This window comes from Pseudomonas sp. WSY_20 (assembly GCF_043104335.1).
Lineage (GTDB): Bacteria > Pseudomonadota > Gammaproteobacteria > Pseudomonadales > Pseudomonadaceae > Aquipseudomonas > Aquipseudomonas parafulva_B.
Window position 1 is genome coordinate 1 of sequence record NZ_JBICKP010000082.1, and the last position, 16,831, is coordinate 16,831.

General features: G+C 62.4%; 14 protein-coding genes and 1 pseudogene. 5 read left to right on the forward strand and 10 right to left on the reverse strand.

Annotated elements, in window-relative coordinates; genetic code table 11:
* Positions 1 to 164: 164 nt before the first annotated feature.
* The 6 genes and pseudogenes from ACF8E5_RS19255 to ACF8E5_RS19280 all read right to left on the reverse strand — a co-directional run bounded on the left by ACF8E5_RS19255 (position 165) and on the right by ACF8E5_RS19280 (position 7,112).
* Positions 165 to 1,028: a methyl-accepting chemotaxis protein gene (locus ACF8E5_RS19255; RefSeq protein ID WP_392475719.1), complete on the reverse strand. Its 864-nt coding sequence runs from the start codon at positions 1,026 to 1,028 to the stop codon at positions 165 to 167.
* A pseudogene (locus ACF8E5_RS19260) lies at positions 1,020 to 2,084 on the reverse strand (methyl-accepting chemotaxis protein); the annotation flags it as partial. The pseudogene ACF8E5_RS19260 and the gene ACF8E5_RS19255, both read right to left, overlap by 9 nt.
* A gap of 204 nt (positions 2,085 to 2,288) precedes the next feature.
* Positions 2,289 to 3,164: a neutral zinc metallopeptidase gene (locus tag ACF8E5_RS19265; RefSeq protein WP_058604860.1), complete on the reverse strand. Its 876-nt coding sequence runs from the start codon at positions 3,162 to 3,164 to the stop codon at positions 2,289 to 2,291.
* A 148-nt stretch (positions 3,165 to 3,312) separates the two neighbouring features.
* On the reverse strand, positions 3,313 to 4,398 hold the full coding sequence (trmA, locus tag ACF8E5_RS19270) for a tRNA (uridine(54)-C5)-methyltransferase TrmA (RefSeq protein WP_058604861.1): 1,086 nt from the start codon (positions 4,396 to 4,398) through the stop codon (positions 3,313 to 3,315).
* A complete protein-coding gene (locus tag ACF8E5_RS19275; protein WP_023534351.1) occupies positions 4,395 to 5,690 on the reverse strand; it encodes an NCS2 family permease in 1,296 nt (431 codons plus the stop codon). Before ACF8E5_RS19275 ends, trmA begins: the two co-directional genes overlap by 4 nt.
* A 201-nt stretch (positions 5,691 to 5,891) precedes the next feature.
* The gene (locus tag ACF8E5_RS19280; RefSeq protein WP_058604862.1) at positions 5,892 to 7,112 is read right to left on the reverse strand and encodes an MFS transporter; all 1,221 of its coding nucleotides are present in this window, start codon (positions 7,110 to 7,112) and stop codon (positions 5,892 to 5,894) included.
* A 355-nt stretch (positions 7,113 to 7,467) separates the two neighbouring features.
* Here ACF8E5_RS19280 and ACF8E5_RS19285 point away from each other — a divergent pair, with 355 nt between their 5' ends.
* From ACF8E5_RS19285 to ACF8E5_RS19295, 3 genes are read left to right on the forward strand one after another with little or no spacing between them, the layout of a single operon-like run.
* Complete coding sequence (locus tag ACF8E5_RS19285; protein WP_078478006.1) at positions 7,468 to 8,904, forward strand: cytochrome ubiquinol oxidase subunit I; 1,437 nt, start codon at positions 7,468 to 7,470, stop codon at positions 8,902 to 8,904.
* Between the two features lie 3 nt (positions 8,905 to 8,907).
* Complete coding sequence (cydB, locus tag ACF8E5_RS19290; protein WP_058604864.1) at positions 8,908 to 9,915, forward strand: cytochrome d ubiquinol oxidase subunit II; 1,008 nt, start codon at positions 8,908 to 8,910, stop codon at positions 9,913 to 9,915.
* A gap of 11 nt (positions 9,916 to 9,926) precedes the next feature.
* Positions 9,927 to 10,079, forward strand: a complete 153-nt coding sequence (locus ACF8E5_RS19295) for a DUF2474 domain-containing protein (protein WP_058637221.1) — start codon at positions 9,927 to 9,929, stop codon at positions 10,077 to 10,079.
* A 76-nt stretch (positions 10,080 to 10,155) separates the two neighbouring features.
* Here the strand turns inward: ACF8E5_RS19295 and ACF8E5_RS19300 are convergent, their stop codons facing one another.
* Together ACF8E5_RS19300 and ACF8E5_RS19305 are read right to left on the reverse strand one after the other, a co-directional pair.
* A complete protein-coding gene (locus ACF8E5_RS19300) occupies positions 10,156 to 11,280 on the reverse strand; it encodes a methyltransferase (protein WP_196186423.1) in 1,125 nt (374 codons plus the stop codon).
* Between the two features lie 48 nt (positions 11,281 to 11,328).
* Entirely contained in the window at positions 11,329 to 12,084 is a 756-nt protein-coding gene (locus ACF8E5_RS19305; protein ID WP_392475675.1) for an autoinducer binding domain-containing protein, read from the reverse strand.
* A 205-nt stretch (positions 12,085 to 12,289) separates the two neighbouring features.
* Between ACF8E5_RS19305 and ACF8E5_RS19310 the strand changes: the two genes are divergently transcribed.
* Positions 12,290 to 13,066: a ferredoxin--NADP reductase gene (locus tag ACF8E5_RS19310; protein ID WP_058637218.1), complete on the forward strand. Its 777-nt coding sequence runs from the start codon at positions 12,290 to 12,292 to the stop codon at positions 13,064 to 13,066.
* A 78-nt stretch (positions 13,067 to 13,144) separates the two neighbouring features.
* Here ACF8E5_RS19310 and mscL read toward each other — a convergent pair whose 3' ends face one another.
* Positions 13,145 to 13,555: a large-conductance mechanosensitive channel protein MscL gene (mscL, locus tag ACF8E5_RS19315; RefSeq protein WP_023534347.1), complete on the reverse strand. Its 411-nt coding sequence runs from the start codon at positions 13,553 to 13,555 to the stop codon at positions 13,145 to 13,147.
* Positions 13,556 to 13,734: 179 nt separating this feature from the next.
* Here mscL and radA point away from each other — a divergent pair, with 179 nt between their 5' ends.
* Positions 13,735 to 15,105 (forward strand): DNA repair protein RadA, encoded by a 1,371-nt coding sequence (radA, locus tag ACF8E5_RS19320; protein WP_197843722.1) that lies wholly within the window; start codon positions 13,735 to 13,737, stop codon positions 15,103 to 15,105.
* A gap of 62 nt (positions 15,106 to 15,167) precedes the next feature.
* Here the strand turns inward: radA and ACF8E5_RS19325 are convergent, their stop codons facing one another.
* The gene (locus tag ACF8E5_RS19325; RefSeq protein WP_392475676.1) at positions 15,168 to 16,685 is read right to left on the reverse strand and encodes a nucleobase:cation symporter-2 family protein; all 1,518 of its coding nucleotides are present in this window, start codon (positions 16,683 to 16,685) and stop codon (positions 15,168 to 15,170) included.
* Between the last annotated feature and the right edge of the window lie 146 nt (positions 16,686 to 16,831).

Here is a 16,831-nt window from a genome sequence, read left to right on the forward strand (position 1 = left end):
TCGGGTAGCCTCTGGATACGCAAACCCGTGGGAGCGGCCTTGCCGGGGCGCCGGACCGGCCGCGATGGGCCGCAAAGCGGCCCCATGTAACCAGCTCCACGACAGGCTGCACAAACTGCTGCGGCGCCTCTGCTACGGCCCACCGTCCAACCCTCTGCTTCAGGTCAAACCCGGAACCGGCTGACCAGCATTTGCAACTCACCCCCAAGCCGCGCCAGCTCAACGCTCGACGCCGCCGTCTCGTCGCTGGCCGAGGCCGTCTGCTCCGACACATCGCGCACATTCAGGATGCTGCGGCTGATCTCTTCAGCCACCGCGCTCTGCTGCTCGGCCGCAGCGGCAATCTGCTGGTTCATCGACTGGATGCTCGACACGGTGCCTGTGATGTTCTCCAGCGACTCACCCGCCTTGCGCGCCAGTTCGACGCTGCTGTCGGTCAAGGCGCGGCTGCCCTGCATGGCATTGGCCACCTGCTGGGTGCCATGCTGCAGGCTGGCGATCAGCTCTTCGATTTCCTCGGTCGACTTCTGCGTACGCTGAGCCAGCCCGCGCACTTCGTCTGCCACCACGGCAAAACCGCGCCCGGCTTCACCCGCACGCGCCGCCTCGATGGCCGCGTTGAGGGCCAGCAGGTTGGTCTGCTCGGCCACCGACTTGATCACGTCCATGACGCTGCCGATTTTCTGGCTTTCCTGCTGCAACGCGGTCATGGCCTCGGTGGAGCGGTGCATGTCCTGCGCCAGGCGCTCGATCTGGCAGATTGCCTCGCCCACCACCCGATCCCCGGCCCGCGCTTCGCCATCGGCACCTGTGGCCGCCTGCGAAGCCTGTTCGGCATTGCGCGCCACTTCCTGAACCGTGGCGGCCATCTCGTGCATCGCCGTAGCCACTTGGTCGGTTTCGACTTTCTGGCTGTTGGCACCGGCACTGGTCTGTTCGGTCACGGCTGACAGCTCCTCGGCAGCGCTGGCGATCTGGGTCACGCCATCGCGAATGCCGCCGATCAGCTCGCGCAGGGTCGTGCCCATGCGGGCAATGCCTTGCTGCAGCACCCCCAGCTCGTCGCGGCGGGTGACATGCAACTGCTGGGTCAGGTCACCGCTGGCGATTTTCTCAACCGCGGCCAGGGTGTCCTGCAACGGCCGGGTGATCTGCCGGGTGATCAGGACGGCTGCCACGATGCCCACCAGCAATGCCAGCAGGGTGGCGATGGTCTGCAAGGTGCGCGCCTGGCTGCTTTCGACGTCGCGACGCTCCAGCTGGATCTTGTACAGCGCATCGCTGTGCTTGACGATGTCCGCGCCCTGAACCGTCATCTCGGCGCGCGCACTGGTAATGGTGGCCACGGCATCGCGGAATTGACGCGTAGCTTCACGGTAGTCGGTGACTGCGCGCTCGAGCTGTTGCACCCGCTCGCTTGGGCCGGACAGCTCACGCTTGAGACTATCGACCACCGCAAGCGCCGCATCGAGCTGGCGCAGAGCCGCTTGTTCATTGTCCGCCGTGTTGTCGGCGATGTAGCCGCGTACATCGATACGCACCTGCATCAGTTGCTGGCGGGCCTTGCTGATCAGCTGGTACTGCGCAAGGCGCACGCTGTCGGCCTCTGGGCGAGCCATGACTTCATGGCTCAATGCCTCCATGGCTTGGTCAGCCTGGTTACCGGCGCGGGTCATGGCGGCGCGGGCGGCACGGCTGGCGTCATAGCCCTGGCGCATCTTGGACAGCGATACCTTGTAGGCGCTGATGATGTCGCCCAGTTCGCCCAGCAACTTGACGTTTTCAGGGCTCTTGAACGTGTGCTCCAGGTAAGCCTGCTGCTTGCTGAAGGTGTCGAGCTTGGCCAAGGTGTTGGCAGCAGCGGCGTCATCGCCGTTGGCGATCATGTATTGCAGGCGGGCGATACGCAGGTCGGTAAGGTCCTTGTTCAACTGGCCGATGTCGCTCATCCAGTTGCTGCGGTCGATGAGACCGCCCAGGCTCGTCCAGCCCACCAGGGCCAGCAGGCCGGTCAGGATCAGCACCAGGCCGAAGCCCAGGCCGAGTTTGAGGTTGACGCTGATATTGGCAAACCAGCTGTTCATGCACGCACTCCAGAAGTTGTTTTCGCTCTCTTGATCTCCGATCGCAAGGCGTTGTTATTCTGGATGCCCGCTCAATCGTGCTGGAGTTATCGGCCGTTGGCGAGGAAGCTGAAACGCTTTTTCAGCCGTAAGGGCGATACGGCGCGTTTCAGCGACCACAGGTGCTGTAATAGTCGAATCAATCAGGTGCAACGCTGAACATGTTCAGAGATTACGCGCGCTGAAGGTGTCGCAGCTGTCGACGTCGCCTTGAGCGAACCCGGCCTTGAACCAGCGTACGCGTTGCGCCGAGGTGCCGTGGGTGAACGAGTCGGGCACCACGCGCCCTTGACCTTGTTGCTGCAGCCGGTCGTCACCGATGGCATTGGCGGCATTGAGCGCTTCCTCCACATCGCCAGGTTCCAACCAGTTCAGGCGTTTTTGTGCCTGGTAGGCCCACACGCCAGCAAAACAGTCAGCTTGCAGTTCCTGGCGCACCAGCAGGCCATTGCTGCCTTCCATGCGCTGGCCGCTGCGTCTTGCCGCATCCACCTTGGCCGAGACGCCAAGCAGGGTCTGCACGTGGTGGCCGATTTCATGGGCGATCACGTACGCCTGGGCGAAGTCGCCGGCAGCCGAGAAGCGTGTTTCCATTTCCCGGAAGAACGACATGTCCAGGTACACCTGCTGATCCGCCGGGCAGTAGAACGGCCCGACCGCCGCGGTGGCAAAGCCGCAGGCAGAATTCACCTGACCACTGAACAGCACCAGCTTGGGGTCCCTGTACTGTTTGCCGGACTGGGCGAACAGGGCTTGCCAGGTGTCTTCGGTGTCGCCCAATACGGAGGCGACGAATTCTGCCTGCTGGTCATTGGCCGGTGGCGCCTTGCCATCGGTCACGGCAGGCGCTTGCTGCTGCATCTGGCCAGTCAGTTGACCGAGGATCTGCAAGGGATCCTGGCCCGTCAGCCAGCCGATCCCGACAATCAGCAAGATGGCGCCAAGCCCCAATCCTTTGCCACCGCCAAAGCGCATGCCACCGCCACCTGCGCCCCGTGCATCGACCACATTGTCGCTACGCCGGCCTTTTCGCCATTCCATGAGTGCTCTCCAGAGCGTGAAACAAGAAGACAAATATTAGTTCAACACAGCCTCAGGTGTCAGAGCACCGGCAGCTGTCTAGCGCATTGGAGATTGCCGGGGCGGCTGAATTCAATTTCATCGGCCCCGACCTGCACAGGGTCCAGGCTCAGCGCCGCACCAGCAGCACACCGCTTTCCATGTGGTGGGTGTAGGGGAACTGATCGAACAACGCGCAACGCTCGATCCGGTGGGTATCGTGGAGCTGGGCAATGTTCGCCGCGAGTGTTTCCGGGTTGCACGAAATGTACAGGATCCGCTCGAAGCGCCGGGTCAGCTCGCAGGTGTCCGGGTCCATGCCGGCGCGCGGCGGATCGACGAAGACCGTGCCGAATGCGTAGCTTTTCAGATCGATGCCTTCCAGGCGGCGGAACGGGCGCACCTCGTTCAGCGCCTGGGTCAGTTCTTCAGCCGACAAGCGCACCAGCCGCACGTTATCCACAGCGTTTTCGGCCAGGTTGCTCAGTGCAGCATTGACCGAGGTCTTGCTGATCTCCGTGGCCAGCACCTGGCGCACCCGGGTGGCCAGCGGCAAGGTGAAGTTGCCGTTGCCGCAGTACAGCTCGAGCAGGTCGTCATCGCGCTCGCCAATGGCCTCGAAGGCCCAGCTCAGCATCTTTTGGTTCACGGCGCCGTTAGGCTGGGTGAATGCACCTTCAGGCTGGCGATAGCTGAACACACGGCCGGCCACGTCGAGCTTTTCAACCGCATAGTCACGGCCGATGACCAGGCGCTTGCCCTTGGAGCGGCCGACAAGGCTCACTCCCAGGTCTTCAGCCAGTTGCCGCGCAGCCACTTCCCACGCTTCGTCCAGCGGGCGGTGGTAGCACAGGGTGACCATCGCATCACCGGCCAGGGTGGTGAGGAATTCCACCTGGAACAGGCGATTGCTCAATGCCTCGCTGGCCTGCCAGGCCGCCTTCAGGCGCGGCATCAGGTCGTTGATGCGCTCGCTGGCAATCGGAAAATCGTCGATCAGGATAGCCTTGTGCTTCTCGCCAGGGGCGAACATCGCATAGTGGCGCTGGCCGTCCTCGCGCCACAGGCGGAACTCCGCACGCAGACGATAGTGCGCGCGCGGCGAGTCGAACACGGCAGGCTCTGGCGCACCAAAGGGGGCCAGCAGCGCACGCAAGCGGGCGGCCTTATCCTGCAGTTGCGCGTCGTAGGCGCTAGGGTCGAATGCAGCACTCATGCGTTGAACCAACCCAATTTGATGACGAACAGGATGGAAAGAATCACCAGGGCCGCGTTCAGGTCATGGCGACGCCCGGAAATAAGCTTCACGGCGGTCCAGGCGATGAAGCCGAAGGCAATGCCGTTGGCAATCGAATAGGTCAGCGGCATGGCCAGCGCGGTAACCACCACCGGGGCGGCTTCGGTGACATCGTCCCAGTTGATTTCCGCCAGGCCCGAGGCCATCAGCACGGCAACGAACAGCAACGCTGGCGCAGTGGCGAATGCCGGTACGCTGCCGGCCAGCGGCGCGAAGAACAGGGCCAGCAGGAACAGCACGGCGACCACGATGGCCGTTAGGCCCGTACGGCCCCCGGCGCTTACGCCAGCCGCAGACTCGATGTAGCTGGTGGTGGTCGAGGTGCCCAGCAGCGAGCCGGCCATGGCCGCGGTGCTGTCGGCAATCAGGGCGCGGCCCATCTTCGGCATGTGGCCGTCCTTGCCCATCAGCCCGGCGCGCTTGGCTACGCCAATCAGGGTGCCGGAGTTATCGAACAGGTCGACGAACAGGAAAGCGAAGATGACGCTCACCAGGCCCACATCCAGCGCCCCGGCAATGTCCAGTTGCAGGAAGGTCGGCGCCAGCGAAGGCGGCATGGACACGATGCCCCCGAATGGCGTCACGCCCATGGCAATGGCGGCCACAGTCACGGCCAGAATGCCGATCAACACGGCGCCGCGCACCTTCAGCGCTTCCAGGCCTACGATCAGGAAGAAGCCCAGGGTGGCCAGGATCGGTGCCGGCTGGCGCAGGTCACCCAGGCCAACCAAAGTCGCAGGGTTATCCACGACGATGCCCGCGTTGTGCAGCGCGATCAACGCCAGGAACAACCCGATACCCGCCGCAATGGCCGAGCGCAGGGGCAGGGGAATGCTGTTCACGATCCATTCCCGGATCCGGAAGATCGACAGCAGGAAGAACATCACCGCCGACAGGAATACCGCGCCCAGGGCCACCTGCCAGGTGTGCCCCATGTGCAGCACCACGGTGTAGGTGAAGAATGCGTTCAGGCCCATGCCCGGCGCCAAGGCGATCGGGTAGTTGGCGATCAGGCCCATGGTGGTCGAGCCAATGGCCGCCGCCAGGCAGGTCGCGACGAACAGCGCACCCTTGTCCATGCCCGTCTCGCCGAGGATGCTCGGGTTGACGAAGAGAATGTAGGCCATGGCCAGGAAGGTGGTGACGCCCGCCAGTATCTCGGTGCGCACATTGGTGTTGTGTGCTTTTAGTTGAAACAGCCTTTCCAGCATGCCCGCTCCCCGAGGCGCCCCCGGCGCCATGAATATGTCGACCCCATCAGCAAAGCACAGACCGTACCGGCTGCCGTGATTTCTATGGGGCAGAAAAAAGCCGCGCATCATACCAGCATGCCGTGCAGGGGCCTATGGCCGTCTGGGAATAGGCCGGCCCCGCCCGGTGCGCATGGCATGCAGGGCCGCTGGGGTGGCTTTTCAGCCTTCGTGCAAACGGTCCCGGTTGGCCAAGGTGGGGAACAGTTTTATCCACACCCCCGTCACCACCAGGGTCCCCACCCCACCCATGACGACGGCCGGGACCGTACCAAACCAGTGCGCGGTGACCCCCGATTCGAATTCGCCGAGCTGATTGGAGGCACCGATGAACAGCCCGTTGACCGCGCTGACGCGCCCGCGCATTTCATCCGGGGTATGCAACTGCACGAAGGCGCCTCGAATGACCATGCTGATCATGTCGGCAGCGCCTAGCACCACCAGGACCGCCAGGGAAAACCAGAAGGACGTCGACAGGCCGAACGCAACAGTGGCCACGCCAAAGACGCCCACTGCCGTGAACATGGTTCGGCCCACCTTGCGCTCGAAGGGAAAGCGCGCCAACCACACCGACATCAGCAACGCGCCCACGGCGGGTGCCGAACGTAGTAGCCCGAGGCCCAGCGGGCCTGTCAGCAGGATGTCCTTGGCAAATACCGGCAGCAGCGCCGTGGCCCCGCCCAGCAGCACGGCGAACAGGTCCAGCGAGATGGCGCCCAGAATGTCCGGTCGGCTGCGAATGAAACGAATGCCGGCCAGCAGCGACTCGACGGTGGCACGGCCGCGTTGAACGACCTGTCCTCGCGCGTGCAGGCTCAGGGTCAGCCCACAGGCTATGGCATACAGCACCACGGTCGGGCCGTAGACCCAGCCGCTGCCGAAGGCATACAGGAACCCGCCCACGGCGGGGGCCACGATGGTGGCCGACTGAGTCGCAGAGGCCGAAGCGGCGACCGCCCGTGGAAACAGGCCCGCGGGCACGACGTTGGGCAACAGTGCCTGGGTCGCCGGCATCTCGAACGAACGGGTGGCGCCGAGCAGAAACGCCAGCACGAAAATCAACTCGCGGCTGACCTGGTCCGTGGCGCTGCCCAGCGCCAGGGCCAGTGCGATCAGCCCTTGCAGGCATTGGCACAGGGCGGCGACCTTGCGCCGGTCATAGCGGTCGGCCACATGCCCGGTATGCAGCATGAACAGCACACGGGGTGCAAATTCCACCAGCCCCACAAGCCCCAGGTCCAGCACGTTGCCGGTCAGCTGATACAGGTGCCAGCCAATCGCCACGGTCAACATCTGGAATCCGCTGGCGGTGAAGACCCGTGCCAGCCAGAACGCCAGAAAAGGGCGATGATGACGCAACAGCAGCGGTTCAGTCTCGGACATCGGACACCTGTGACCTCGATGCAAGGGAAGCTCCGCAGCCTATCATCTGTATGTAACAAATAGTTGCTGTTTACCGTGTTCGACACAGTTTCCGTGCCGCTGAACAGGGGGTGGGGCAACCGGTCACGCGGCAAACAACCACACCTCGCACCGGGCTGTTCGGGGCTATGCTTGACTCATATCGTTGACCTGGATCAATCGTTACGTTTGCAACGATCCCCGACGATTTCGGCCTTTGGCCGCAATCCCTGCACATCGAACAGAACAATTCCAACACGCCGTACTCGACTATGTGGGGGCAGTGGGCGAAAGGGCCGAGTGCCCGACCGCCGGATTATCTGATGAGGTAGCACCTATGTTCGGTCTGGAGGCACTGGATCTTGCCCGGATCCAGTTCGCGTTTACCGTATCCTTCCATATCCTGTTTCCTGCCATCACCATCGGCCTGGCCAGTTACCTGGCGGTGCTCGAAGGGCTGTGGCTGAAGACAGACAGGCAGGTCTATCGAGACCTGTACCACTTCTGGTCGAAAATCTTCGCAGTCAACTTCGGCATGGGCGTGGTCTCGGGCCTGGTCATGGCCTATCAGTTCGGCACCAACTGGAGCCGTTTCTCCGAGTTTGCAGGTTCGGTCACCGGGCCCTTGTTGACCTACGAAGTGCTGACCGCCTTCTTCCTCGAAGCAGGTTTCTTGGGAGTGATGCTCTTTGGCTGGAACCGCGTGGGCCGTGGGCTGCATTTCTTCGCTACCTGCATGGTGGCGCTCGGAACGCTGGTTTCCACGTTCTGGATCCTGGCCTCGAACAGCTGGATGCATACCCCGCAAGGTCACGAAATCATCGACGGTCGCGTGATTCCGGTCGACTGGTTCGCTGTCATTTTCAACCCTTCGTTCCCGTTCCGCTTGATGCACATGGCCACGGCGGCGTTCGTCGCCACCGCCTTCTTCGTGGGCGCGTCGGCCGCCTGGCACCTGCTGCGGGGGCGCGACAACCCTTCAGTGCGCAAGATGCTCTCCATGGCCATGTGGATGGCGTTGATCGTCGCGCCGATCCAGGCAGTGATCGGCGACTTCCACGGCCTCAATACCCTCAAGCATCAACCGGCGAAGATCGCCGCTATCGAGGGGCATTGGGAGAACCGCCCCGGCGAGCCTACTCCGTTGATCCTCTTCGGCATCCCGGACATGCAAGCTGAAACGACACGGTTCAAGATCGAGATCCCGGTGCTCGGTAGCCTCATCCTCACCCACAGCCTTGACAAGCAGGTGCCGGCCTTGAAGGAGTTCCCGCCTGAAGACCGGCCCAACTCCACCATCATCTTCTGGTCCTTCCGCATCATGGTGGCGCTGGGCATGCTGATGATCGCCGCTGGCGTGTGGAGCCTTGTATTGCGCAAGGGCGGCAAGCTGTACACCTCGCGGCCGTTCCTGCACTTCGTGACCTGGATGGGGCCTTCCGGGTTGCTGGCAATCCTCGCCGGCTGGTTCACCACCGAAATCGGCCGCCAGCCCTGGGTGGTCTACGGGCTGATGCGCACAGCCGACGGCGTTTCCAACCACAGCTATACCCAGCTGGGGTTCACCCTGGTGGCGTTCGTGGTGGTGTACTTCGCGCTGTTCGGCACCGGGTTCGCCTACATGATGCGCCTGGTGCGCAAGGGCCCGCATACCGGCGAAGGCGATCAGCAGCGTCCGGGCGGTCCTGGCCGCAAACGCACGCCGGCGCGGCCATTGTCCGCCGCCGACGAAGGCAGCGATGCCACCACTGCAGACCTGAGCAAGGGGAACTGAGCCATGGGTATCGATCTTCCACTGATCTGGGCCGTCATTATCATCTTCGGCGTCATGATGTACGTGGTGATGGACGGTTTCGACCTGGGCATCGGCATGCTCTTCCCCTTCGTCAAACAAGAGCGTGACCGGGACGTGATGATGAACACAGTCGCACCGGTCTGGGATGGCAACGAGACCTGGCTCGTGCTGGGTGGCGCGGGGCTGTTCGGCGCGTTCCCGATGGCTTACGCGGTCGTGCTCGAAGCGCTCTATCTACCGCTGATCCTGATGCTGATCGGCCTGATCTTCCGTGGCGTGGCCTTCGAATTTCGCTTCAAGGCCACCGATGCTGGCCGCCATCTATGGGACAAGGCGTTCATCTGGGGTTCTCTGGTGGCGACGTTCTTCCAAGGCGTAGCGCTGGGCGCCTTCATCGAAGGCTTCAAGGTGGTGGATCGGCATTACGCCGGCGGCTCGCTGGACTGGCTGACACCCTTCAGCATGTTCTGCGGCCTGGGGCTGATCGTGGCCTATGCACTGCTGGGGTGTACCTGGCTGATCATGAAGACCGAAGGGCCGCTTCAGGAGCAGATGCACAAGCTGGGGCGGCCGCTGGCGCTCGTGTTGCTGGCCGTCATGGGTGTCGTCAGCCTGTGGACGCCAATCGCCTATCCGCAGATTGCCGACCGCTGGTTCAGCATGCCCAACCTTGTGTGGTTCATGCCGGTGCCGATCCTGGTGCTGTTGACCTTCTACAACCTGTTCAAGGCAGTAGCCCGCAGCGCGAACTACACACCGTTTCTGTTGACGCTGGGGCTGATCTTCCTGGGTTACAGTGGCTTGGGCATCAGTCTGTGGCCCAATATCATCCCGCCATCGATCTCGATCTGGGAGGCTGCCGCGCCACCGCAAAGCCAGGGCTTCATGTTGGTGGGAACGCTGTTCATTCTACCGCTGATCCTGGGTTATACCTTCTGGAGCTACTACGTGTTCCGCGGCAAGGTCACCCATGACCAAGGCTATCACTAGGAGACTGCACCATGACCCGTGATCAGGACGTGGCAAGCAAGAAACCGCTGTGGCAGCGCCTGGGCTGGCTGGTGCTGATCTGGGCGTTGAGTGTGGCCGCGCTGGGTGTGGCGGCATGGTTGATGCGCCTGTTCATGAGCGCAGCCGGCTTGACCACCCACTGAACCCCGGCATCAGCCGGTAGTACGCCGAACGCGCCTGCTCACCCAGGCGCCGTACGCTGTTCCACCTAGTCGACAGTTACTTGCGCGCCTTGAGCACCACGAATTTGGGCGTTGCCGCCACCTGCTCCACGCCCCGGAACAGGCGGGCAAGCTTGCTGTGATAGCCCAGGTGGCGGTTGCCCACGATGTACAAGGCGCCGCCGACCACCAGCGCCTCGCGGGCCTGCTGGAACATACGCCAGGCCAGCACGTCACCCACCACTTGCTGCTGGTGGAAGGGCGGATTGCACAGCACTACATCCAATGACTGTTTTTCGATGCCGGCCAGGCCGTCTGCGGCCAGGAAGTCGGCTGGCCGATCACCCAGCGCACGCTGCCAGTTTTCCCGTGCCGATTGCACGGCCATATACGACTCGTCCACCAAGGTGTACTGGGCGTCTGGATTTTTTAGAGCGCTGGCGATGGCCAGCACGCCATTGCCGCAACCCAGGTCCGCGACCCGGGCGTTGCCCAGGTTATCCGGCAGATGCGGAAGAAATGCCCGTGTGCCAATGTCCAGGCCTTCACGACAGAAGACATTGGCATGGTTGAGCAACTCCAGCGCTGGCGATTCGAGGCGATAGCGGCTGGGGTAGGGCGATGTAAAGGCAGGGCGCGCATCCACCGTGGCGGTCAGTAGCCGGGCTTTTTTACGTGCCAGCGAGGCTTGCACAGGGCCGACATACTTTTCCAGCAAGTCGCCGGCAGCACGGGGAAGATGCTTGATCATGGCCCCGGCAATCACCTGCGCCTGCGGCGCCAGATGCCCTTGCAGCCGAATGAGTTGCTCTTCGAGCAAGGCAAGCGTCTTGGGCACCCTGAGTACTACCCGATCGAAGGGGCCTTGCCAGGTGTGACAGGCAGGCACGAACGAAACGCTGTCGGCAGGCAGGCCGTTACGTGCCAGGTTCTTGGCCAGCGCGAGTTGAGCAAGGTAGGAGTCGCCGCTGCTGGTCACCTGCAGGTGCCTGGCAAGGCTTGCCGCCAGCGCTCCGAAACTGTCGTTGAGCACTAGCACACGGCTGCCGGCTGGCAACGCCTGGGCATGCAATTGTTCGAGCAGGTACTCATCGGCGGCGTCAAAGGCCTGCAAGGGATCGTTGGCCTGGTCCGGCTGGCGGATCAGATCGAGTTCGGCGAAGGGCGTGGTCAACAGGGGCATGGCAATCTGGCTCGGGTACAAAGCTGCCCGCAACCGTTCGCTGCGGGCCTAGTCGAGCGATTCTACAGGGCTTTGGCTGGGCTCGCAGGTCCGGGATCCGATCCAGCCGCGCAACGCGGCGATGGCGACAGCGCCCGCTTTGTTGGCGGCGTTGGTCTTGGCAATCACGCTGCGAATGTGAAAATTCACCGTACTCTGCGACAGTGACAGGATGCAGGCGACATCGGAAGCAGTCTTGCCTGCCGCCGACCACTTCAGCACTTCCAACTCGCGTTCGCTCATTTTGGGCTGGGAGGGGCACAGTGCATCGAGGTGATGCGCGCTCAGCACCGCATGTAAGGTATGGCACAACCACTGGATGGCCCCGGCTTTTTCGAACAGCTCGGCGGTCTCGACGGTGCGCAGCGGCCTGGACACGCTCATCTGGCTTTCGTTGTGCTGCAGATCATGCAAGGTCTGGGTCCAGCCATGACGCAGGCCATGCTCGCAGGCTGCCTCGCGAAAATGCGGTGCCTCGCGGTAGACCTCATCGCTCCATACCACAGGATTGGTCGAGCGGTGGCTGAGCGCAGCCGCTGCGTCCTGCTTGTAGAATTCTTCGCGCTGGTAGCGCTCGATCCATGCGCTGGGGTAATTGCTGTACAAGTAATGCCGTGGTGTCTGGGTAGCAATCTGAATGCGAAGCTTAAGTCCCACATACTCGAAACCCAGATCCTGAACCAGATGCACCGCGATGTCGAACAGCTTCCGAGGATTACGCTCACTCACCAGGGCGTGTAGGTGCTCGGGGTTCCAGTGAAACATGTGAGTCTCCAAGGGCGACACGGCCCAGTCCGTATGGGTTCGAAGGCAGTGTAGATAGCTCCAAATCGGTGTGTCCGTCTTTTTCGCTATAACTGTGCTGTGCTTCTGTATATCTTTGTACAACTTTCGAAGCCGCAAAAACCCAGTGGTTTTTATCGCGGGCGCTTTGCGCGACACTGTAGGGCCCCAAGATATGGAGCCCGACATGACCGCCAGCGACGAAAAATTCACCCGCCAGACCTTGCTCGAGGTTCAGCCGCTCACGCCGAACCTCTTCAGCCTGCGGGTCACCCGTGATGCGGGTTTTCGCTTTCGCTCCGGTCAGTTTGCTCGCCTGGGCGTGACCAAGGCTGATGGCAGTGTGGTTTGGCGCGCCTACTCCATGGTCAGTGCACCCCACGACGAATACCTTGAGTTCTTTTCAATCGTAGTGCCGGGTGGCGAATTCACCAGTGAGCTTAGCCGACTGGGTGAGGGCGATTCGCTCCTGGTGGAGCGGCAAGCCTTTGGCTTTCTCACCCTCGACCGTTTTGTCGACGGACGCGACCTGTGGTTGCTGGCCACGGGTACAGGCATCGCGCCGTTCATGTCGATTTTGCAGGACTTCGAAGCCTGGGAACGCTTCGACAACATCAAGCTGGTGTATTCGGTGCGTGAGGCCAAAGAGTTGGCCTATCTGGACGAGATTGCTGGCTTGGAGCAGCGTGAGTACCTGGCCGAGCATGCCGGCAAGTTGCAGTTCATCCCGGTCGTGACACGTGAGCGACATCCAGGCGCCCTGAATCAGCGCATCACCACCTTGATCGAAAGCGGCGAGTTGGAAAGGGCGGCAGGGCTTGAGCTGTCACCGGAACATTCGCGAATCATGCTGTGCGGCAACCCTGAAATGATCGATGAAACGCGCAAGGTGCTCAAGGCCCGTGATCTGCAATTGAGCCTTAGCAAACGGCCGGGCCAGGTGGCCGTCGAGACGTACTGGTAGCCGGCGTGCCGCTACAGGCTACAGGGGCGCAGCGGTGCATGAAGCTTTGCCGCTTCCTGCAGCCTGTAACGGTGCACTTCAGGGCCGGTTCTGAGCCTTGAGCAGGTCGCGAATCTCGGTAAGCAGGGTCTGCTCGGGGGACGGCGCGGGCGGTACGCTTGGCGCCACGGCCTCTTCGCGCTTGAGCCGGTTGATGGCCTTGACGCCCATGAAGATCGCAAAGGCGATGATCACGAAATCGATTACGGTCTGGATGAACTTGCCATAGGCCAGCACCACGGCCGGGACGTCGCCTTGCGCCGCCTTCAAGGTGATGGCCAGGTCGCTGAAGTCAACGCCGCCGATCAGCAGGCCCAACGGTGGCATGACCACGTCGCCGACGAAGGACGAGACGATCTTGCCGAAGGCCGCGCCGATGATGATACCTACCGCCATGTCGACGACATTGCCTTTGACCGCGAAGGCCTTGAACTCACTGATCATGCCCATGTTTCGATTCCTTTGTAACAAATGGTGAGGTAAACGCAGTGTAAGCCACTTAAACGCTTCATGCGCTGCATTCAGGGGTAGTGACTTCCGTCGCACCGAATAGTTTTGTCGCATGCCAAGGCATTCGGGGCACGGCCAGCCTCGGGTATCATGCAGGTTTTGCCCGGAGGCACCCACCCATGGCCAAGGCCAAGCGCTTGTATGGCTGCACCGAGTGCGGCGCGACTTTTCCGAAATGGGCTGGCCAGTGCGGCGAGTGTGGCGCCTGGAACACGCTGGTCGAAACCATGATCGAGAGCGGCGGCGCCGCAGCACCCAGCACGGGCCGCGCCGGCTGGACGGGGCAACAGGCGCAGATCAAGACCCTGGCTGAGGTCAGCGTCGAGGAGATCCCGCGCTTCACCACCAGCAGCACCGAGCTCGACCGTGTGCTGGGCGGTGGCCTGGTTGATGGCTCTGTGGTGTTGATCGGTGGCGACCCTGGTATCGGCAAATCGACGATCCTGCTGCAGACCCTGTGCAACATCGCCGTCGGCATGCCGGCGCTGTACGTCACCGGCGAGGAATCCCAGCAGCAGGTGGCCATGCGCTCCAGGCGTCTGGGCCTTCCCCAGGACCAGCTCAAGGTGATGACCGAAACCTGCATCGAGACCATCATCGCCACCGCCCGTCAGGAAAAACCACGGGTAATGGTGATCGACTCCATCCAGACCATTTTCACCGAACAGTTGCAATCGGCCCCAGGCGGGGTCGCGCAGGTGCGTGAAAGTACGGCGCTGCTCGTGCGTTATGCCAAGCAAAGTGGCACGGCGATCTTCCTGGTGGGCCACGTGACCAAGGAAGGCTCGCTGGCAGGCCCGCGGGTACTGGAGCACATGGTCGATACCGTGTTGTATTTCGAAGGCGAATCCGACGGTCGCCTGCGGCTGCTGCGGGCGGTGAAGAACCGCTTCGGCGCGGTCAACGAGTTGGGCGTGTTCGGCATGACCGACCGAGGTTTGAAAGAAGTCTCCAACCCCTCGGCGATCTTTCTCAATCGCACCCAGGAAGAAGTCCCCGGCAGTGTCGTGATGGCCACATGGGAAGGCACTCGGCCAATGCTGGTCGAGGTCCAGGCACTGGTCGATGACAGCCACCTGGCCAACCCGCGCCGCGTGACCCTGGGCCTGGATCAGAACCGCCTGGCCATGCTGCTGGCCGTTCTGCACCGGCACGGGGGCATCCCGACCCACGATCAGGATGTGTTCCTGAACGTGGTGGGCGGTGTGAAAGTACTGGAAACGGCTTCGGACCTGGCATTGCTCGCCGCCGTCATGTCCAGCCTGCGCAATCGGCCGCTGGCCCATGGCCTGCTGGTGTTCGGGGAAATCGGCCTGTCGGGTGAGGTGCGGCCTGTGCCCAGTGGCCAGGAGCGGCTCAAGGAGGCTGCCAAGCACGGCTTCAAGCGCGCCATCGTGCCCAAGGGCAATGCACCCAAAGAGGCGCCTGCAGGGTTGGAGGTGATCGCCGTGACGCGTCTAGAGCAGGCGCTGGATGCCTTGTTCGAATAATTCACTGGCAAAAAAAAGGGCCGACGATGCGCATCGGCCCTGTACAACACCCACCTGATGGATCAGTGCTCGGTGACCGCCGCGCGCTTGGCCGGCTCGCTGCCGTGCTCGTCCTGGCCCCTCATCGGCACCTCGTGGCCTTCGGCATCGAACAGCCTGCCATCCTTGAAATAGTCCCCGTCGCGTAGTGCGGAGATATCCGAGTAGCGAATGGTGCGTTCGTAGCCGGCAGCGAACACTGACTGCTGGTCCGAGTTGCCTGCCGTGAAATGGTTGAAGATCAGGTTCAGCAGGATGGCCATGATCGCCGCCGAGCTGATGCCTGAGTGGAAGATGGTTTCGAACCAGTTGGGGAACTGATGGTAGAAGGCCGGTGCGGCGATCGGGATCATGCCAAAGCCCAGGGAAGCGGCGACGATGATCAGGTTGACGTTGTTCTGGTAGCTGACCTTGGACAAGGTGCGAATGCCGCTGGCTGCCACCGTGCCGAACAACACGATGCCCGCGCCGCCCAGCACGGGGGTAGGCACCGCAGCGATGATGCGCCCCATGATCGGTAGCAGGCCCAGTACCACCAGAATCACACCGCCGGTGGCCACCACGTAGCGGCTGCGCACGCCGGTGACCGCCACCAGGCCGACGTTCTGGGCGAATGCACTTTGCGTGAATGAGCCGAACACCGGCGCGAGGATGCTCGAGGCCATGTCGGCACGCAGGCCATTGCCCAGGCGCTTGGAGTCGACCTTGGTACCGATGATCTCACCCACGGCCAGGATGTCGGCCGAGGTTTCGACCAGCGTCACCATGATGACGATACACATCGACAGGATGGCGGCGATGTGGAATTCCGGCATGCCGAAGTGAAAGGGCGTGGGGAAGGCGAAAACAGGGCCTTCGGTAACCTTGCTGAAGTCGGTCATGCCCAGTGCCCAGGCGATCAGCGTACCGACCACCATCGCCAGCAGGATGGACAACCGGGATATAGTCGCGCTGCCCAGTTTGCTCAACAGCAGCACGATGGCGAAAGTGAGGGCGGCCAGGCCAATGTTGGCCATGCTGCCGAAGTCAGGTGAGGCGCTGTTGCCACCCATCACCCAGCGCGCGGCCACCGGCATCAGCGTCAGGCCGATGGTGGTGATCACGATGCCGGTGACCAGCGGTGGGAAGAACTTGGTGATGCGTGAGAATACCGGGGTGATCAGCAGCCCTATCAGCGAGGCGGCCATCACCGCGCCCAGCACCCCCGGCAGCCCGCCCCCACTCTCACTGCTGAGGATGGCGCCCATGGTGGCGACGCCGGCAAACGACACCCCTTGTACCAGGGGTAGTTGGCAGCCGAAGAACGGCAGGCCGAGGGTTTGCAACAAGGTCGCCAAGCCACCTGCAAACAGCGAAGCGGCGATGAGCATACCGATTTCTGCGCCATTGAGGCCTGCGGCCTGCCCCAGGATCAGGGGTACGGCAACGATTCCCCCATACATGGTCAACACGTGCTGCAGGCCATAGGCCAGATTGGCACCCAGGCCGAGGTTTTCGTCCTCTGGCCGCTGGGCGGGAGACGTGTTTGTGGACGTAGTCATGGCGCAGGCTCTCTGTTTATTGTTGTGGAGCTACTGTAGTCAGTTATTGCCTACAGGTACTACACAAATTGTATACAATTTTTTGATCCAAGCGCCGTCATGGGCAGCCTTGGGGCGTACGCGACCTTGTTGCAGGAGGCATACCA